Below are 20,083 nucleotides of genomic sequence, written 5' to 3'. Positions count from 1 at the left end.
TAGTTGTCTGTGCACTCTCACCTCCTTTATCACTTAGCGATGATTTCGGGACCTTAGCTGGTGGTCTGGGCTGTTTCCCTCTTGACAATGAAGCTTATCCCCCACTGTCTCACTGGCAATGTCTCCTCTGGGTATTCTGAGTTTGTCTCGATTTGGTACCGGTCTCCCAGCCCGCACCGAAACAGTGCTTTACCCCCCAGATATAATCATTACCGCTGCGCCTAAACACATTTCGGGGAGAACCAGCTAGCTCCTGGTTCGATTGGCATTTCACCCCTAACCACAACTCATCCGCTGATTTTTCAACATCAGTCGGTGCGGACCTCCACTTGGTGTTACCCAAGCTTCATCCTGGCCATGGTTAGATCACCAGGGTTCGGGTCTATAAACACTGATCATTTCGCCCTTTTCAGACTCGGTTTCCCTTTGGCTCCAGCATTCTCGCTTTAACCTACCAGTGCCTATAAGTCGCCGGCTCATTCTTCAACAGGCACGCGGTCAGACTTTTAATAGTCCTCCCACTGCTTGTAAGCTAACGGTTTCATGTTCTATTTCACTCCCCTTCCGGGGTTCTTTTCACCTTTCCCTCGCGGTACTGGTTCACTATCGGTCACACAGTAGTATTTAGCCTTACGAGGTGGTCCTCGCTGATTCACATGGGATTCCTCGTGCCCCATGCTACTCGGGATTGAGCTACTATCCTTTAACTTTCGACTACAGGACTTTCACCTTCTTTGGTGCAGTATTTAGCTGCTTCGTCTAGCCTCCAGATTCGATATCGCTGTCCCACTACCCCAAAAGGTAAACCCTCTGGTTTAGGCTTTTCCCCTTTCGCTCACCACTACTTAGGGAATCTCTGTTTTGATTTCTCTTCCTCCAGCTAGTAAGATGTTTCAATTCGCTGGGTTGGCTCTTGACTGCCTATATATTCAGCAGCTAGTATCTAGGGTTGCCCCATTCGGAAATCTCCGGCTCAATGTTTGCTTCCAACTCCCCGGAGCATATCGTCGGTAACCACGTCCTTCGTCGCCTCTGTGTGCCTAGGTATCCACCGTTAGCCCTTATTCGCTTGACCACTCAAATTTTTTGGTCTTTTAACTATTGCATTCACAATCACTTATAGTTAGTTCTGCTTACTTCGTCACTTCACACTGATTTTACTCAGCACTCTAAGCCGAAGCACTCAGCACTCGATAATGTCTGTGTCTGCCTGCTAATTTGCGTTCCTATGCAGTTTTCATGGTTCTGGCTGAGAATTTACTCAGCAGTCTGACAAATGTCATGTTGCTGATTTCTCACTCACTTTTGTGTTCTGGCAATCGCCATCAGGTGGAGGTTAGCGGACTCGAACCGCTGACATCCTGCTTGCAAAGCAGGCGCTCTACCAACTGAGCTAAACCCCCAGATACAATTAAAAATTGATAATTAAAAATTAAAAGTGAAATAAATTTTTAATTTTGCATTTTACATTTTTAATTGATTCAGGTGGGCCATCCTGGACTCGAACCAGGGACCTCACCCTTATCAGGGGTGCGCTCTAACCACCTGAGCTAATAGCCCATATCGAACCTTCATCATAGTTTGAAAGCTTTCTACATTTGCAAATGTCTGCGACTGACCTAAGGAATGACCAACTTAGTATCTATATAGCTGTTTGCTTTTCGATCTCTAAGGGGTGTAGGTCTCCTTTAAAGGAGGTGATCCAGCCACACCTTCCGGTACGGCTACCTTGTTACGACTTCACCCCAGTCACCAGTCCTGCCTTAGGCATCCTCCTCCACGAATGGTTGGAGTAATGACTTCGGGCACTACCAGCTTCCATGGTGTGACGGGCGGTGTGTACAAGGCCCGGGAACGAATTCACTGCAGTATGCTGACCTGCAATTACTAGCGATTCCTCCTTCACGCAGGCGAGTTGCAGCCTGCGATCTGAACTGAGCTTTGGTTTGCGGGATTTGCTTGCGATCGCTCGCTTGCTGCCCTCTGTCCAAAGCATTGTAGTACGTGTGTAGCCCAAGGCGTAAGGGGCATGCTGACTTGACGTCATCCCCACCTTCCTCCGGTTTGTCACCGGCAGTCTCTCTAGAGTGCCCAACTTAATGCTGGCAACTAAAAACGAGGGTTGCGCTCGTTGCGGGACTTAACCCAACATCTCACGACACGAGCTGACGACAGCCATGCACCACCTGTGTTCGCGCTCCCGAAGGCACTCTCAACTTTCATCAAGATTCGCGACATGTCAAGCCTTGGTAAGGTTCTTCGCGTTGCATCGAATTAAACCACATACTCCACCGCTTGTGCGGGCCCCCGTCAATTCCTTTGAGTTTCACCGTTGCCGGCGTACTCCCCAGGCGGGATACTTAACGCGTTAGCTACGGCACGGCTCGGGTCGATACAAGCCACGCCTAGTATCCATCGTTTACGGCTAGGACTACTGGGGTATCTAATCCCATTCGCTCCCCTAGCTTTCGTCCCTCAGTGTCAGTTACGGCCTAGCAGAGCGCCTTCGCCACTGGTGTTCTTCCTGATCTCTACGCATTTCACCGCTACACCAGGAATTCCCTCTGCCCCGAACGTACTCTAGCTATGTAGTTTCCACTGCTTCTATCTAGTTGAGCTAGACTCTTTAACAGCAGACTTTCATTGCCACCTGCGGACGCTTTACGCCCAATCATTCCGGATAACGCTTGCATCCTCCGTATTACCGCGGCTGCTGGCACGGAGTTAGCCGATGCTTATTCCTCAGGTACCGTCATTGTGTTCTTCCCTAAGAAAAGAGGTTTACGACCCAAGAGCCTTCCTCCCTCACGCGGTATTGCTCCGTCAGGCTTTCGCCCATTGCGGAAAATTCCCCACTGCTGCCTCCCGTAGGAGTCTGGGCCGTGTCTCAGTCCCAGTGTGGCTGATCGTCCTCTCAGACCAGCTACTGATCGTCGCCTTGGGAGTCCATTACACTTCCAACTAGCTAATCAGACGCGAGCTCATCTCTAGGCAGCAAGCCTTTCACCCAAGGGCACATCCGGTATTAGCCACCGTTTCCAGTGGTTGTCCCAGACCTAGAGCCAGATTCTCACGCGTTACTCACCCGTCCGCCACTGTGTCCGAAGACACCGTTCGACTTGCATGTGTTAAGCATACCGCCAGCGTTCATCCTGAGCCAGGATCAAACTCTCCGTTTTGAATTGGAAAGCTCTTTAGCTCAATAGCTGCTCTTTTTTAACTTCAGCTTAGTTATTTTTATTTGCTTGACGCAATACACTTGCTGTATAATCGCTTTCAAACTATAATATTTTCAAGGTTCGGTGTCCTTTAAGCGTTGCTCTTTCTCGCTCCGCTTCAAGCACTTATTCAATATAGCGAACCTAATTCCTCGTGTCAACTACTTTTTCCAAAATATTTTTGGAATATTTCGGCATCACTATCAAAGCCATGCAAGACAAGGGGTTTAGGCTATAGTATTGCTGGAAGTCTTTTAGGAACCAATAAATTTGTGAGCAAGTCTAGTGTTTTGCCGCCCTGGCTAGTTTTAGATCCTCTGTTGCGTAGTTGGTTATTGGAGGATATTGGTAGGGGCGATCGCACTACAAATACTCTATTAGTAGAAGATGTGACGCTAGGCTCTGCTAAATGGATGGCTAAAGCTTCAGGGATAATTGCTGGCTTACCAGTTGCAGCTAGGGTGTTTCAGATTTTGAATGAAAAAGTTAGCTTTGTGGCGGTTGCGGCTGAAGGTACATGGTGTGAGCCGGGACAGGTGGTAGCTGAAATTCATGGTTCACTGGATGCGCTGCTGATGGGGGAACGAGTCGCACTCAATTTGGCTATGCGGTTAAGTGGAATTGCGACGCTGACTAATATATATGTAGAGAAAATTGCTGATTTACCTGCTCAGTTGGTGGATACGCGCAAAACTACGCCAGGGCTAAGACTGTTAGAAAAGTACGCGACTGCTTTGGGTGGGGCGATTAATCACCGCATGGGGTTGGATGATGCGGTGATGATTAAGGATAATCACATTGCGGCGGCTGGCGGAATTGGAAAAGCTATTACCCGTATTCGTTCTCAAATTCCTTATCCCTTGACTATAGAGGTAGAGACTGAAAGTTTAGAGCAAGTGAAAGAAGCTTTGCAGCACAAGGCTGACATTATTATGCTAGACAATATGCCTTTGGATATAATGCGTCAGGCGGTAGAGTTGATTCACCAACAGGAGAGCCAGGTAAAAATTGAAGCTTCGGGGAATGTGACTTTGGAAACGATTCGCGCTGTGGCGGAAACTGGTGTTGACTATATTTCTAGCAGCGCGCCGATTACTCAATCGAAGTGGTTAGATTTAAGTATGAGGATTGTACTTTAAATAGAAAGAGGCAAATCATCCTACTGCAAAGTTATTGTAATGTCGCATTCAAGACTTACGTAACTGGCATAAGCAATGGTGTGCCAAGCACACCAAGCACCCAAAAACTACACAGAAGACATAGCAATATCTGGACGTTTTAGTTGCTCAATTAAATAATTAAAAAGCAAATTGTGCTTGAGCTTGTAAATAGTTTTCCCAGAAAAATTTTAAGAACAAAATACATCATTGATTATTATTACTAATTCGAGTAAAGCCAATCAAACACATTCTGGGTAATTAAATACTTCTGTACTACTGGCTAGCGATCGCACTGTGTTAGTTGCGTAAGTCCTGGCATTTTTGGAGGCTCAAAGCCTAACACAATATCTTCCTTGTAATGTGATAGCGAGTTCAATCAACAAGTTTGTAAACATAGTTGAAAATAGTAGATTTTGGTTAGACTACAATGTGAAATTAGAAAAAATGAGAAAAAAGCGATCGCTTACTAATTATCTAAGAATTACCTGAGAATCATCGCAATGGTTACGGGCAATGAATTCAGATCATTTGTTACCGAATTTAATTTACAAGTCTCAGAAAATAGCGATCGCTTTAAATAACAGGTTTACTAATTTGCAGTCCCATGATTACTAAGTCTCGTTCAACGTTGTCAAGTTCGGCAATTTTAGGCAAATGTCCCCAACGTTGAAAACCAAATGTTTCAAAAAGTTTTAAACTGGGCTGATTGTGGGCAAAAATGAAGCATACTAGGCTCTTTATACCCAAACTAGGACTTTCACTAATTGCTTGTGCTAAGAGTTGTCGTCCCAAACCACACCGATGAAAGCTAGGGGCGATATAAATACTAATTTCGGCAGTCTTACTATAAGCAGGTCGCCCATAAAAGGATTGGAAACTAAGCCATCCAGCAATTACTCCTTCTACTTCGATTACCCAAAGTGGGCGTTGTGAAGGCGATCGCCCTTTAAACCAAGCAAGGCGACTTTCCACAGATACTTGTTCTAGGTCAGCGGTTGCCATGCGGCTAGGAATTGCAGTGTTGTAAATTGCCACAATTGCAGGCAAGTCAGTTTCAGTCGCATGGCGAATAGTCATTGCTACCGTCTCAGAAAAAATGTTCAGAAAATATTTAAGAATAATACAGTGTTAATAGTAGCAATTCTACGGTTTCTATCGTAATTGTCACAGATACTTTGTCAGATAGGGATAGTCTACCTTAGATAAGATAATGGCTAACCCTAGTACCAAGTATGGAATGCGCTACTAATAAAAGTCACCACAGCTGTTATGGCTAGAGCCAAATTACAACACCCTACTTAATGTATTTTATTTAACAAATAAACTTTTTTAAATTATAATCTTTTCTTTCTAAAGCATGATTCAGTATTCATCCTAGAGAAATAGATAACTTTATCATAACAGAACAAATAAAATTTTTATCTGAATATTTATATACCGCTTTTTCCTCCACGCTTTCTATAAGAAAGTAACACCTCAATTCCTTTAGCAGCATAGATTACAAATAATTCTATCTGAGTGAATACATAGATGTTTGATGATTTTACCTAACAACAAATTGCATGTCGTTATCCTAATAAAAGCTGGGTTTCAATTTGCTGTCATAAATACAATTTATATATATAGCTAAAGATAGAGGTTGCTCTCATATATTAATCTTTAGAATTAATATAACTTAATTAATTTTAAACAAAAAATTACTATGTCTATTAATTGTTTGAATATTCATAATAAATTTAGTATCAATCAAAATACTAATGTTTCAAAAGTTGTTGATATAGCACTTTTTATAGATCAAATAAAAAGTAGCATTTGGGTTTTTGGGATTCCATCTTGGCTTTTTGGGATAACTGATAGAAGTATGGCCGCATTTGCCGATGGTTATTTATCTCCTATAGAAATATTTCAGCTATTTACAGCCTCTTTCTTTTTTGTAAGCTGGTTATATTTAAAGCCAGAAGAAAGCTTCAATAGTAATGATTTAGACCCAAGCCAGTATCAAGAATATCTGGATCGCACTCAAGCTAATAAGCTTCAAATAAAAAAACTCCACATGATAAGCCAGGAGTATATTTTACCGTTTCCTTATATTTGCCAAATATATCATCTATTGAGCTTAAAGCATTTGGAAACAGTTCATAAGTTTAGCCTTAACAACCTAAAAATTTTTCAAATTAGCCACTTTCAGCCCACAAACACTGGTGGGATAATTAAATTTCAAACAATATTAGACTCACCAGCTAATCCTTTGAGAATTTGGCGACAACCTATTGTGGAGGTGGATTTAATATTACACACCCCTTACACTGTTGAACTAAGTATCCCCGTTTACAATAACAAAAGAATAATTGTTATATTTCATGCTTTCCCGTTAAATGACTCAGAACATCAATTTTTTATAGATATTTATAGTGACTTAGACTGGCCAAAGCCATTATTACAAATAATATTGCATTTTGCTTCTTGCTTGACCCTATTTGAAGATTTGCCGTATTTAAGAGCTTTAGCTGAAAAAAATATAGGGCGTTTATTCAACTTAAGTAAAACTTCAAATCACGAGACTGCATTGCTATTTAAAAGATTCGTTGAACTTTATAGTTCGAGTGGAGAACCAACTAGATTAGTTGAAGTAAGGGAAGATAGTTAGGAGTTAGGAGTGAACAATTAGGAGTTTAAAACTTCTTACTTCTGATTTTATTTAGGGACTTGCAAAAATAAATTATTCCAAATTATTTGTAGATTTGTAAGGGCGTAAAAGTTTACGCCCTTACTACGATGGAGTGTTTTTTTTACTGGAAGTCTTTTAGTTAAGCGCGTGCTAGTAAGGGAGCAGCAGCTAGTAAAGTTTTGGTATAAGGATGCTGAGGATTGGCAAAAATATTTTTTGTCAGACCAAGTTCGACAATTTTACCACCATTCATTACGGCAATCCGATCGCACAAAAATCTAGCTAACCAAAGATCGTGAGTGATAAATAGATAAGTTAACTCAAACTCTTCTTTTAATTGCAACATCAAATCTAGCACCTGCGACTGAACGCTAGCATCTAACATACTCACTGGTTCATCGCAGATTAAAAGTTTCGGGTGAGTAATCAAAGCACGAGCGATCGCTACTCTTTGCTGTTGTCCACCAGACAAATCCGACGGATAACGCTCATAATACACTTCTGGCGGTGTTAAGCCAACTTTATTTAGCATCCACAAAACCTGTTCTTTTGCTTTGGCAGGATTGGCTAAATTGTGGATAAATAAAGGATCTGCAATACTTTGTCCCACTGTCATCGCTGGATTGAGACAAGCATGAGGGTCTTGAAAGACCATTTGTATTTGTCGCCGTGAGGAACGAATTTCTTGACGCGATAGTTTAGTTAAATCCTGTCCTAAAAACTCAACTTTACCACTAGTGGGACGAATTAGTTGCAATATAGTTCGTGATAGTGTGCTTTTACCACAACCTGATTCCCCGACTAAGCCGAGAATTTCTCCTGAATAAAGATCCAGGTTGATTCCATCTACTGCTTTAATTGTCTGCGTTTGTGTGTTAAGCAGTCGTTCGATAAAGTTAGGTTCTATAGTGTAGTGTTGCTTGAGTTCTGTAACACTCAAAATTGGAGATTGCTGATTAATAATTGGTAATTGCTTTTCTTCGTCATTGGCAATTATCAATTCTCCACTATCAGTTACTGCTTGAATATGTAATGCTGCTTTTAAAAGCGATCGCGTGTATTCATGTTGAGGTTGCTTAAATACGGTTTCTGTAGAACCCATTTCGACCATCTTGCCGTTATACATCACGCCAATGCGATCGCAATACTCAGCCACCATTGCTAAATCGTGAGAAATCAGCAACAATCCCATGTTTTCTTCACTGCACAGGCGAGTTAATTCTTGCAATATCTGCGCGGAAACGGTGACATCTAAACTGGTGGTGGGTTCGTCAGCAACAATAAACTTGGGGTTGAGGAGTAAAGCTAAAGCGATCGCTACCCGTTGTCGCATTCCACCGCTAAACTCATGAGGATACTGATTCCAGCGACTAGGGGGAATATTCACTTTTGCCAAGGTAGCAAGTGCTTTTTCTTTAGCTTCCCGCGTTGATAATTCTGGTGAGTGCGCTTGGAGGGTTTCGATACAATGTTTACCAATGGTCATCAAAGGATCGAGGCGTGTCATGGGATCTTGAAAAATTAAGGCGATCGCCTCTCCCCGAAATTTCCGTAACTGATTAGGTGTCAAGTCAAACACGGACTGTCCTTGAAATGTCACCCGTCCCTGAATGCGACTAGAGGATGGTAGTAAACGCATTACTGCCCGTCCGATAGTTGATTTACCACAACCTGACTCTCCCACCAATCCCATTCTTTCACCTGGTTTCAAGGTGAAAGATACATCATCAACCGCCCAGCTTGTTTTTTCTCCACTTCGCCCAGGATAGGCAACTTGCAGATTTTCGATACAGAATAAGGCTTCACTCATAGTTAGTTATCAGCCCTGAGCTACCAGTTTTTATAATTTCAAATTTAGGATAGTCTATCAAATGAAGAAGAATCCAGAACTCAGGAGTCAGAATGGGCTAAACGCCTCGCTATCGCTAACAGAATAAATTCTGTACGACTGGGTGATAGCGCAGCTGAATCTTTTTCCTTGCTTATTACTCTATCCCTTTATAGGTAGAGTAATAAGCAATTCTGAATTCTGACTCCTGACTCCTCTTAATTGCAGACAGCTATCGATATTCTTCATAACCACTGCTAAAGTTGATACAGCACACAACTACGATCTTATTAGTGCAAAATTTAAATCTCTCAGAACTAGAATCAAAATTAAGTTAGTAAATCAGGATTTTTAAGTTAATATTATGGATCAAAATCAGCCAGAACAGCGGCGCGCTGCCGATCGAGTGTTTCAACAATCCCTCGAACAGTTGGAGGATATCTTACAAGAAATTTCGACTGAGGAAGAAGATATCCCCCAACTGCATACTAGTAATTTTACTGAAGTCGAACTCGATCCAGACTTGACAGATATTGATTTAGCGGCTCTTGAGGACGCAGTTGCTGATATTGAACAATATCTCGAAGAAATAACAAAAACCAAATAGGGATAAAAAATTAAAATTCATTACTGACAAATAAATTGCCGTTGAGCTTCGTACAACATTAAAGCGGCTGCGATCGCCACATTCAAGGATTCCACTCCAGGACTCAAAGGAATTCTTACTTGGTGGTCTGCGATCGCTGCTAACTCTGCTGACAATCCAGCACCTTCATTTCCCAGTAAAATCATACTGGGTTTTCGCCAGTCCACTTCCCAATAAGTTAAAGTCGCATCGGGTAAGGTTGCCACTATCTGCATTCCTGCCTGCTGACTTTGTTGGACTGTCGCTTTTAAATCTTCGGTTACGGCTGTTGCGAGGCGAAACCATTGCCCTGCGGAAGCACGGAGAACTTTAGGACTATCTAAATCTACACTATCTCCACTGATCCACAACCCTGATGCTCCGGCGGCGGCGGCGGTGCGAATCATCGTACCCAGGTTGCCGGGATCTTGTATCGTCTCTAAAGCTAGCACTAAACCAGTAAATGGTAGTTGAGTTTGGCGTTGGCTTCGTTTTGCCGTTGCCACCACACCATCCGGTTGGACTGTGGTCGCGATCGCATCCAAGACTTCTTGACTGACAATTTCGGCGCGATCGCATCGGCTACAAGCTTCTTCCCACAGCGAGGGATGGGCGACTTGCCAATCTGGGGTACAACATACTGTTTCTAGTGGGTAATTAACCGCACAAGCTTCTTCTAATAAGTGCGTCCCTTCTAGTAAAAATAACTGTTGCTTATGCCGCTCCTTGGTGGAGTGCAGCTTGCGAATTTGTTTGACTAGAGAATTCTGTAAACTGGTCAACATTTTTTAGTTGTTAGTGCTGAGTAGTGAGTGCTGAGTTTTTCCTTCTCAGCACTCACTACTCGGCACTCAGCACTGGTTATGCGGAACCCGGGACTTGAACCCGGAAGCCTTGCGGCACTAGAACCTGAATCTAGCGCGTCTGCCAATTCCGCCAGTTCCGCTGGCATTTGTGCTTATCGACAATTTCTTATTATTGCGTTATGTTTTACCTTTGTCAAGTAAAAGCATAATGCCTACTTAAAAGTTTCTAACTGGAAACGAGTTTTTTAGGTACAAGGTCGAATCAAAATATTAACCAGGCAGTACAGCATTGATTTTTAGAGAATACTTAAGTTATTTTACTGAGTATTTAATTTTGCTTAAAACTACTGCTCATTCATTCTTTTTTTTAATTTTTTGAAAAGCTCAAAAAGCCTGCTAGTACTTCTTTTCAGCCTTAATTTTTACCCAAAAAACAATTTTTTTATACCAAACAGTGCTTTAAAATGTGGACATTTTGAATCTTTACTGTAGAATCAAAACCAACTTCAAACATATAAAATACGTATTACTTTTGGAGGTAGGCTTATTAATCCTTCTACCATTTTACCAGATGCCAAAATTGCTCCAGAAGCAGACTCCTCAGTCTTGCAAATTTGGGGTGGGCATCCTTTGCGGGGTCATGTGAAAATTAGCGGGGCAAAAAATTCAGCACTGGTAATCATGGCTGGAGCCTTGCTGTGTCCGGGCGATTGTCGTATCCGTAATGTCCCTTTGTTAGCGGACGTAGAGCGGATGGGTCAGGTGTTATCAGCTTTGGGTGTGCAATTAACGCGACAAGGTGACATTTTAGACATCAACGCTAGCGAGATTAAAACATCAAAAGCTCCCTATGAATTAGTTACCCAGTTGAGAGCGAGTTTTTTCGCCATTGGAGCCATTTTGGCAAGACTGGGAGTAGCACAGATGCCTTTACCAGGCGGTTGTGCGATCGGGGCAAGACCAGTTGACTTGCACGTTCGAGGACTGCAAGCAATGGGAGCAGAAGTACAAATTGAGCATGGCATTTGTAATGCTTATGTTCCTGGCAGCAGCCGGAGATTAAAAGGTGCAAACATTTACTTAGACATTGCCAGCGTTGGAGCAACGGAAAACTTGATGATGGCGGCTACCCTAGCAGAGGGTGAAACAATCATCGAAAATGCTGCCAGAGAACCGGAAGTAGTCGATCTAGCTAACTTCTGTAACGCAATGGGAGCGAAGATTAAGGGCGCGGGGACTAGCAGAATTGTTATCGAAGGAGTCCCCAAGTTGCATTCTGTTGACTACAGCATTATTCCCGATCGCATTGAGGCTGGGACGTTTTTGCTAGCAGCAGCAATTACCCGCTCAGAACTTATTCTCTCGCCAGTGGCTCCAGAACATCTCATCCCAGTAATTGCCAAGTTGCGGGATATTGGAGTGACAATAATTGATGAAAAGCCTAACCAATTACACATTCTGCCAGCGGAAACCCTTAAAGCAACGGATATTGAAACTCAATACCATCCAGGTTTCCCCACAGATATGCAAGCACCATTCATGGCTTTGCTAGCAGTGGCAGAAGGCGACAGTGTAATTAACGAATCCGTCTTTGAAAATCGCTTGCGTCATGCCTCAGAGTTGAATCGTTTGGGGGCAGATATTCGTGTCAAAGGCAATGCTGCTTTCGTTCGGGGAGTACCAAAATTATCTGGCGCACCAGTATTAGGTACAGACTTACGAGCATCGGCAGCGTTAGTCATCGCCGGACTAGCGGCAGAAGGACAAACCACAATTCAGGGTTTACAACACCTTGATCGCGGCTACGATCGACTTGATATGAAATTGCAGCAATTGGGGGCTAAAATCCTTCGTGTGGGCGAAACCTCAACAGATGCAGAAATCGCTCCCAGCATCAGTAGTCTGTCAAGTTGAAATCGATCGGTTAAGACTGATGCTGGGATCGGAGGAACAAGGGAGACAAGGTAAAATTTTCTCCCTTATCTCCCTTCATCTCTCCCATCTATACCTTACAATCTGCTAAATTCTCCTGATAGATAGAGGCTTTTAAACTTTGCCCATATCTTTTTTTGATGAATATTCTGGAAAAATCTGTGTTGGCTGTTACAATATTGTTAAGAAAAGTTGCCCGTTGCATTTTGGGAATGCGCAATTGGGTTTTAACTCTCTTGAGAAGACAACGCAAAAACATTTTTTAGACCAGCTGTGGGAGGCTGGTCTTTTTATTTTTAAAGTTCTCACAAATTATACTTATATCTTTAAGTATAATACTCATGCTGTTTTATTAATTACTTTTATTTCTGTGCTTCTATAGTTGATGAGGAGCGATGTCTACGACGGGCTATTTGGCGTCGCCTTACAGAAAATCAATCTCAAAAATAAAGCGTAGACGCGTAGTGGCTTGTCGTTAGACATCGCCTGTTGTCCAAGAGTGAGTGCGATCGCAATGATTATTCTGATAAACAAGCAGATATCAAGCCTGTCTACGTTTATTTATAAAATAAAGAAACGCAGTCTGTCTCTCTGTGTATATTTGAATTAAAGTCAAGAGAATTGGCAATGTATATTTTATGTCTAATTATCAAGAAGTACTATTGCAAGCTCAAAGCTTAACTCCTGAAGAGCAAATACGCTTAATTGAAGAATTATCAAGCTTAATTCGTCAACAGGTGACGATGATACCTAAGCAAAAGCATAGCATCCTCGAATTACGTGGATTAGGTAAAGAAATCTGGAATGGAATTGATGCTCAAGAATACATTAATCAGGAACGTGATTCATGGAATGGCTAGTCCAGCTACAGGGGCAAATTGTAGGTTTGGATACTGCTCCACTAATTTACTTTATTGAAGAAAATCCTAATTATTTGGATGTTACAGATGCTTTTTTTGAAGCGATGTTTCGTGGTGATTTTAGCGTTGTAACATCAGTTTTGACTATCACGGAAGTGTTAGTCTATCCCTTGCGACAAGGAAACACAGCATTAGCTCAACAATATCGTGAAATTCTATTTAATTCCCAAGGTTTGACTACTATCGAAGTTTTGCCTGACATTGCTGAAAATGCGGCACAATTAAGGGCAAATTATAACTTAAGAACCCCAGATGCTATTCAGATGGCTACTGCTATTCGTGGAGGTGCATCATTTTTCTTGACAAATGATGCGCGGTTGCCGTCTTTACCAGCGTTAACAGTGTTAGTGTTGGATCAACTGATAGTTTGAGTCTTTTTGTCTGTTGCGATCGCTGATTGTATGATGCCATTTTAGGCGATCGCTTTGCAAAAAACCTCAAAAATAAAGCGTAGACGCGTAGCAGCTTGTAGTTAGACATCGCCTGTTGGCAAAGAATAAGCGATCGCCTTACAGAAAATCTCAAAAACTAAGCGATCGCTATTGTCTAAGATTGATGAATTTTAGTATTAAGATTAAATGTCAAGCTAGTTGCCGAACTACAAGTGGTCGTGGATTAACTTTGTATTCACGTAAAATTTCCTTTGCTGTTTTTCTAGAAAACGTTTTTAGTTTAAACTGTTCAAGAACTTTATTAGCTGATGTCATAGACCGCATTAGCAAAAGAGCAAACGCTTCTTTCTTCTGCTCTTCACTAAGGAATTTAACTTGCTCTATTTTTAAAAATGCTGTAGCAATGTGTTCCCAAATATAAATCTCTGTCTCTGGATTATGATCGCGTGAAAAGTCCATAATCCAAGCGTCTGAAGTATCTCGAAAAATATTTGCAAATATTTCTGCAATAATCTCCACCCTTGCTTTCTGATCATCACTCAGCAAACTTGTTCCTGTAGGAGAAGGAACTAGACTAGTTACACTAAGCATAACAACTTCGGGTGGATCATCAGCACAGTCATCCAGACTATAAGTCATTTGATTTTCAATAACAATTAGCTCATCAGTGTAGTAACTAAACAGTTTATTAACTTCTTGGCAGACACTAATAATAACTTTTTTTGCAATCTCAACAGGAATAATGAAGAATTCTCTAGCCTTGTTACTTCTATATGCATTGAATCTTCGATGGATTTTCTTCTCTGCTACTTCACAATCAGCAACCTTACAAGCGAAAGCAATCTCAAATGGTTCAGGTACTCCTGACGCACCAGGATAAATCTCCTTTGCGCGAACCTCTGGTTCTCGCGTTGTCATGCCAATCTTAATGATGTTACTACCGAATGACCTGTTTTGTAGGGTGTATATGTAGCCAGGACTCACTCAAAACCTCACAAAGCCTTGCAAAATTATTATTCTTAATATAGTTCATTTGTTCTATTTTATCAATTACTAGAGCAATATTTGGCTTTCAAACTACACCAAATAAGCTGATAACCGCACCATATAAAAAACTTATATTTACTGCTACTAGATTCGATGCTATGTACTTTTTCATAATAAGCGGCATCGTAAAAAATAGGTTAACAGAACAGTTTTTGATTAGCTGGCGCTAACCATTTTTTTATACATCTGGTGAAAACTCAAATAAATGCAGAAGGTACGGTAATACCGTACCTTCTGTCTCATTGGTTATGTATTAAACCTAGTCTATCCCTTCAATTCGGTCTTCAACTTCTTGGTACAACTCGCGCAGGCGATCTAAATTCTCCTCGCTAGTCTCCCAATAACCGCGTCCATTCACTTCCAACAAAGTTGATACAACCTTGCGGAAAGAATGAGGATTCAGATTCATTAAGCGTTTCTGCATTTCTTCATCTTTGATGAAGGTTTCGTTAGTATCCTCATAAATCCAGTTATCCACAGCGCCGGCTGTTGCACTCCAACCCATTGTATTTACTAATCGCTTGGAGAGTTCGCGCACGCCTTCGTAACCGTGATTCAGCATCCCTTCGTACCATTTGGGATTTAACAATTTGGTACGCGCATCTAAGCGCACGGTTTCTGTTAATGTCCGCACTTGAGCATTAGCTGTGGTTGTATCTGCAATATAAGATGCTGGTTTTTTACCATCACCCCGCAGATTTGCCACCAGCTTTGTAGGATCTGAATCAAAGTAATGAGAAACATCCGTTAAGCTAATCTCAGAAGAATCGAGATTTTGAAAAGTTGCATCAGCAGTTTTCAATGTGCTTTCAAAAATCTGCCGAGATTCGTCCATGATTCCGGGGTTATCGGAATTGAAGGAGAAGGATTTCCGGTTGAGATACATTTCCTGCAACTCGGCTTCGCTATCCCAAGTGCTGTTTTCTACCGCCAAGTTTATATTTGACGAGTAGGAACCAGAAGCGTTGGAGAAAACGCGAGTCGCTGCTTGACGCAGATTAATCCCCATATCTTGGGCTTGCTGCAAAGCGTGTTTGCGAACAAAGTTCATTTCTAAGGGTTCATCTGCTTCAGCTGCCATTTTCACGCCTTGGTCTAGCAGGTTCATTTGGTTGATGAACAAGTCGCGGAATACACCAGAACAGTTGATTACTACGTCAATTCTGGGTCGTCCTAACTCTTCTAAAGGTATCAATTCCAACTTGTTTACCCGTCCCAAAGCATCGGGAACCGGACGCACGCCCACCATCCACATAATTTGTGCCAGGGACTCGCCGTAAGTTTTGATGTTATCGGTTCCCCAAAGGACACAGGCGATGGTTTCTGGCCATTTTCCATCGTTTTCGGCTTTATTACGTGCTAAAAGCCTGTCTACGACAATTTTGGCTGATTGGACTGCTGCTGTTGTGGGGATGGATTGTGGATCTAAAGCATGGATATTCTTACCCGTGGGTAATACATCCGGGTTACGAATCGGATCGCCACCAGGGCCGGGTAGGACGTACTCACCTTCTAAGCCTTTGAGTAATGCTCCGAGTTCGTTGTCGGCACAAACTTGTTGCAGGCAGAATTCCAAATATTCAAATAATGGTTTTAGGGCTGCACCATCAACTTTGGGATAACCTGCTTTATGCAATGCTTCTACCCAAGGTTCTTTTTTGCCCATATTGAAGAAATTCAACCGGGAAACTAGAGAAACTCGTCCTTCCGCGTCGATTTGCTCTTGCACAAGGGCGGTAACTGCTGCACGGGTTGCCAAAGTGATATCTTGCAATAATTGGACATCTTCTAAAATGCCTCGATCGCTATTTTGGTAAATATCATCAATGTTACGCCCGATGCTATTGGCGATAATTGCCGGTAAGCCTTGAAGTTCTTCTTCTTGACGATCTAGACTGGCAATATTGACGAGAGTTGCGATCGCTTCTTCTGCACTTGGCGGTTTCCCAATCACGTGCAACCCACAAGGCAACAACCGAGACTCGATTTCCATCAACTTGCGGTAGACGTTGCCAACAATATTATCCCGCTCGTCGGCACTCATGTCTCTGGCATCGGTTTCTGGCAGGTGAATATCCTTATCCAGATTCACGATCCGGCATTTATCCATGATGCTGTTGACAATGGGAATGCCGCGTCCACTATCTTTCAAGGTTTGGTAGGAAGCAATCAATTCGCTGAGTTCTTTCAAACCTTTATACAACCCAGCATTTTCTGCCGGCGGTGTCAAGTAAGAAATTGTTTCCGCATAACTCCGACGTTTGGCAATTGTCGCTTCACTCGGATTATTGGCTGCATAGTAATACAAGTTGGGAATTGAGCCAATCAAGTTATCTGGATAACAATCGCCAGACATCCCCATCTGTTTACCTGGCATGAATTCCAAGGAACCGTGTGTACCAAAGTGCAGTACAGCATCAGCTTTCCAAACTTGCTCTAAATAAGTGTAGTAGGCAGCAAAACCGTGGTGAGGACTAGCTGAACGGGAGAACAACAGCCGCATTGGGTCGCCTTCGTAACCAAATGTTGGTTGAACACCAATGAAGACGTTACCAAATTGCTTACCATAAATTAGCAGATTTTGCCCGTCGCTGTTGAGATGTCCGGGAGGTGGGCCCCAGTTTTCCTCTAAGCGTTGAGAGTAAGGGGTCAGCGCCTCATACTCAGAAACCGACATTTTATAGGCAACGTTCAGTTCTGGGCTGCTGTACTGTGCTTGGGCGTCGTGGATGACTTCTTGCATCAACGCTTCGGCGGATTCTGGCAATTGGGGTAAGTCGTAGCCGTTATTTTTGAGGGCTTTCATCACCTCGTAGATGGAACCGAATACATCTAAGTAAGCTGCGGTTCCCACATTGCCTTTATCTGGTGGGAAGCTGAAAACGGTGATGGCGACTTTTTTCTGCAACTTCGGCTTGCGACGGAGATTTGCCCATTTTAAGGCGCGTTCGGCGACAGCTTCAACTCGGTCTTGGAGAGCGATCGCTTTCCCTGTAGCCCCATCTCTACCGGATAATATAATCGGCTCAATTGCTCCATCCAATTCAGGAATTGCAATTTGCAAAGCTACTTGAATTGGATGTAACCCTAAATCGCTATCCATCCACTCTTCTGTGGTTTGGAATACTAAGGGTAATGCCACCATATAAGGACGGTTTAAGCGTTTGAGTGACTCAATTGCTTTGGGATGATCTTGTCTAGCTGGGCCACCTACTAAAGCAAAACCAGTCAGCGATATCACTGCATCTACCAACTGTGTGTTAGTGGTCGGTTCATAAAAGTATGCATCCACAGGCTTGGAGAAATCCAAACCACCAGCAAACACAGGTAATACCCGTGCGCCTAGTGCTTCCAACTCCTGCACCATTGCCACATAATGGGCATCATCCCCTGTAACTAGGTGAGTGCGTTGCAATACTAACCCGATACAAGGAGCTAGGGGATCTTTGAGATCGTTAGAAATATCCTTACGAGCCGTGTACCAATTGAGGTATTCTCTGACATCTTCAAACATACCAGGAGCCAAAGGATGCCAAATCCCTAAATCGGGATAAACCACCGGCTGTTCGTATGTAGAAGGTGCAAAATTTTGTTTGTCTAAACCTTTAAATACATATTTATCAGCTAGCATCAGCAAGAAGTTTTCCAGATTTTCTGGAGAACCACCTAGCCAATACTGAAAACTGAGCATGAAATTTCGGGCATCCTGTGCCTTGTCCATCGGGAGGAACTTCAACACTTGCGGTAGGGTTCGCAAAAGCTTCAGCATTCCATCTTGAAATCCCGCACCGGATTTTTCTTTGCGTTTCCGCATGAATTGAGCGATCGCACTTTTTGACTGACCCAACTGTGCCAAGGAAAAGCTACCCATTTTACTCAGGCGCATTACTTCTGGCATCGAGGGAAAGACAACGGAAACATCCAGGCGATCGCGGTGTGGTTCTACTGCCGCTACTACTTTCTGTGCTAAGTCTTCGATGAAAATGAGGGAAGCGATGAAGATATTCGCACTCTCGATTTCTCGTTTGAACTCTTCGTAATTCTCTGGGTCGCGGAGTTCCTCAATCAAGTACCCGCTGATTTCAATCGCCAAGTTGGGATTGTTCGCGTTAATCGTGCGAACTGCTTGCGACAAAGCACTCTGGTACTGGGACTCAAGCACGACATAGACCACCTTGATTAAACTACGTCCGCGTAAGTTATCAGGCGCAATGTGTCTAATGGTGGACTTGACGTGTGTGAACATGCTTCTTCGGCTCCTTTGATGCGTGTTCTCTGAAAGAAGTTCCTAGCGGCATCATCAGCCATAGGTAACTTGCAATCTTTTAGGCAATATCTGTTTTTTATCAGAAAACGCTTGCCCAGTAGGCATTTTATCCCCTATATGACACAAATCGATATAAAAAACGAAATATTTCTTCGTAATTTTTGACTTTGTATAAAAGTATTCACTCATTAAATGTAAATATTTTGTTACAAATTTACTAAGCTTATAATTTTTTAAAGTATAGCAACGGACAAGACTGTTAGGACGTAAACTGAGAAGGTAAAAGAGAAAATTAAATACAGTCGATGCCAAAACCCTACAGTTATGATTTAAGACAAAAAGTAATCAATGCGATCGTATTAGATGGCATGACCAAAACTGAGGCGGCGCAAGTATTCCAAATCAGTCGCAACACCATAAATCTATGGCTACAAAGGCAGGCGGAAACTGGAGACTACCAGCCTAAGCCGACTCGTCCCCAGAAAACAAACGCCAAAATTATAGATTGGGAGGAGTTTAGTCAGTTTGCTCAAATGCACGGGGACAAGACACAAGTGCAAATGGCACAGCTATGGTCAGGTCAGATCAGTCCGAGGACGATTTCACGAGGGTTGAAAAAAATAGGTTGGTCTCGAAAAAAAAGTCTTATGGATACCGAGAACGAGATCAGGCTAAACGTGCCATTTTTATCCAGCAATTAGATTTAATTCCAGAGTCACAACGAGTGTATATAGATGAATCAGGAATGGATGCACGGGATGATTACGGTTATGGCTGGTGTCAACGAGGTCAAAGGTTTGAAGCACTCAAGTCAGGACGCAGAACGGGTCGGGTCAATATGATTGCTGCCTACTGCCAACAACAGTTGATGGCACCATTTACTGTGGAAGGAGCTTGTAATCGAATAGTTTTTGAAACTTGGGTTTCCACTTGCTTAATTCCTGTACTCCAACCAGGACAAGTGATTATTCTTGATAATGCCACCTTTCATCATGGCGGACGTATTGCCCAATTGATTGAGCAGGCAGGTTGTCAGTTATTATATTTGCCGCCTTATTCTCCAGACCTCAACCGCATTGAAAAGTGTTGGGCTTGGCTTAAATGTCGTATTCGCCACATCTTATCCTCTTGTTCTGATTTACGACCAGCTATGGAATCTGTTCTCAAATCTGCTGTGTCCTAACTCTACTGGCAACAGCTATATAGCTAAATAGTTATTT

General features: G+C 42.6%; 12 protein-coding genes, 3 tRNA genes and 2 rRNA genes (1 of these 17 only partly in view). 7 read left to right on the top strand and 10 right to left on the bottom strand.

Translation table 11 applies throughout. The features are described from left to right. The 4 genes from NSTC731_RS31155 to NSTC731_RS31140 all read right to left on the bottom strand — a co-directional run. A 23S ribosomal RNA gene (locus NSTC731_RS31155) occupies nucleotides 1-1,075 on the bottom strand (it extends 1,822 nt beyond the left edge of the window). A 255-nt stretch (nucleotides 1,076-1,330) separates the two neighbouring features. Continuing rightward, nucleotides 1,331-1,403 (bottom strand) — tRNA-Ala (locus NSTC731_RS31150). 83 nt (nucleotides 1,404-1,486) lie between these two features. After that, nucleotides 1,487-1,560: transfer RNA gene (locus tag NSTC731_RS31145), tRNA-Ile, on the bottom strand. Between the two features lie 130 nt (nucleotides 1,561-1,690). Then, a 16S ribosomal RNA gene (locus tag NSTC731_RS31140) occupies nucleotides 1,691-3,179 on the bottom strand. Together the 16S and 23S rRNA genes with 2 tRNA genes alongside form the textbook arrangement of a ribosomal RNA operon. Before the next feature lie 311 nt (nucleotides 3,180-3,490). Between NSTC731_RS31140 and nadC the strand changes: the two genes are divergently transcribed. Further along, on the top strand, nucleotides 3,491-4,357 hold the full coding sequence (gene nadC, locus NSTC731_RS31135) for a carboxylating nicotinate-nucleotide diphosphorylase (RefSeq protein WP_445628321.1): 867 nt from the start codon (nucleotides 3,491-3,493) through the stop codon (nucleotides 4,355-4,357). 594 nt (nucleotides 4,358-4,951) lie between these two features. Here nadC and NSTC731_RS31130 read toward each other — a convergent pair. Next, entirely contained in the window at nucleotides 4,952-5,455 is a 504-nt protein-coding gene (locus NSTC731_RS31130) for a GNAT family N-acetyltransferase (protein ID WP_445628320.1), read from the bottom strand. Nucleotides 5,456-6,080: 625 nt separating this feature from the next. Here NSTC731_RS31130 and NSTC731_RS31125 point away from each other — a divergent pair. Further along, a complete protein-coding gene (locus tag NSTC731_RS31125; RefSeq protein ID WP_445628319.1) occupies nucleotides 6,081-7,025 on the top strand; it encodes a hypothetical protein in 945 nt (314 codons plus the stop codon). A 160-nt stretch (nucleotides 7,026-7,185) separates the two neighbouring features. On the opposite strand, the gene NSTC731_RS31120 is transcribed toward NSTC731_RS31125, so the two are convergent. Next, the gene (locus NSTC731_RS31120; protein ID WP_445628318.1) at nucleotides 7,186-8,856 is read right to left on the bottom strand and encodes a dipeptide ABC transporter ATP-binding protein; all 1,671 of its coding nucleotides are present in this window, start codon (nucleotides 8,854-8,856) and stop codon (nucleotides 7,186-7,188) included. Nucleotides 8,857-9,238: 382 nt separating this feature from the next. Here NSTC731_RS31120 and NSTC731_RS31115 point away from each other — a divergent pair, with 382 nt between their 5' ends. After that, nucleotides 9,239-9,481, top strand: a complete 243-nt coding sequence (locus NSTC731_RS31115; protein WP_445628317.1) for a hypothetical protein — start codon at nucleotides 9,239-9,241, stop codon at nucleotides 9,479-9,481. A 20-nt stretch (nucleotides 9,482-9,501) separates the two neighbouring features. Here the strand turns inward: NSTC731_RS31115 and NSTC731_RS31110 are convergent, their stop codons facing one another. Beyond that, a complete protein-coding gene (locus tag NSTC731_RS31110; protein ID WP_445628316.1) occupies nucleotides 9,502-10,284 on the bottom strand; it encodes a TrmH family RNA methyltransferase in 783 nt (260 codons plus the stop codon). Nucleotides 10,285-10,363: 79 nt separating this feature from the next. After that, nucleotides 10,364-10,445: transfer RNA gene (locus NSTC731_RS31105), tRNA-Leu, on the bottom strand. A 406-nt stretch (nucleotides 10,446-10,851) separates the two neighbouring features. On the opposite strand from NSTC731_RS31105, the gene murA reads away from it, so the two are divergent. The 3 genes from murA to NSTC731_RS31090 all read left to right on the top strand — a co-directional run bounded on the left by murA (nucleotide 10,852) and on the right by NSTC731_RS31090 (nucleotide 13,528). Next, nucleotides 10,852-12,219 carry a UDP-N-acetylglucosamine 1-carboxyvinyltransferase gene (murA, locus tag NSTC731_RS31100; RefSeq protein ID WP_445632216.1) on the top strand — a complete coding sequence of 456 codons (1,368 nt, stop codon included), beginning with the start codon at nucleotides 10,852-10,854 and terminating at the stop codon, nucleotides 12,217-12,219. A gap of 656 nt (nucleotides 12,220-12,875) precedes the next feature. Then, a complete protein-coding gene (locus NSTC731_RS31095; protein WP_179063863.1) occupies nucleotides 12,876-13,097 on the top strand; it encodes a hypothetical protein in 222 nt (73 codons plus the stop codon). After that, nucleotides 13,085-13,528, top strand: coding sequence for a type II toxin-antitoxin system VapC family toxin (locus NSTC731_RS31090; RefSeq protein WP_445628315.1), 444 nt, complete (start codon nucleotides 13,085-13,087; stop codon nucleotides 13,526-13,528). The genes NSTC731_RS31095 and NSTC731_RS31090 overlap by 13 nt, the downstream gene beginning before the upstream one ends. A gap of 210 nt (nucleotides 13,529-13,738) precedes the next feature. Here NSTC731_RS31090 and NSTC731_RS31085 read toward each other — a convergent pair whose 3' ends face one another. Both NSTC731_RS31085 and NSTC731_RS31080 read right to left on the bottom strand, forming a co-directional pair. After that, on the bottom strand, nucleotides 13,739-14,533 hold the full coding sequence (locus NSTC731_RS31085) for a GIY-YIG nuclease family protein (RefSeq protein WP_445628314.1): 795 nt from the start codon (nucleotides 14,531-14,533) through the stop codon (nucleotides 13,739-13,741). A gap of 322 nt (nucleotides 14,534-14,855) precedes the next feature. Continuing rightward, nucleotides 14,856-18,842, bottom strand: a complete 3,987-nt coding sequence (locus NSTC731_RS31080) for a magnesium chelatase subunit H (protein WP_445628313.1) — start codon at nucleotides 18,840-18,842, stop codon at nucleotides 14,856-14,858. A gap of 326 nt (nucleotides 18,843-19,168) precedes the next feature. Here NSTC731_RS31080 and NSTC731_RS31075 point away from each other — a divergent pair. Then, nucleotides 19,169-20,046, top strand: a protein-coding gene (locus NSTC731_RS31075; protein WP_445626187.1) for an IS630 family transposase whose coding sequence is annotated in 2 segments (ribosomal slippage) — nucleotides 19,169-19,498 and nucleotides 19,501-20,046 — 876 coding nt in all. Because the reading frame shifts where the segments join, the coding sequence is not laid out codon by codon here. Nucleotides 20,047-20,083 lie beyond the last annotated feature (37 nt).

Source organism: Nostoc sp. DSM 114167, from assembly GCF_052692655.1.
The sequence above is the reverse complement of the archived record's forward strand: the minus strand, read 5'-3'. Positions and strand labels throughout refer to the sequence as shown.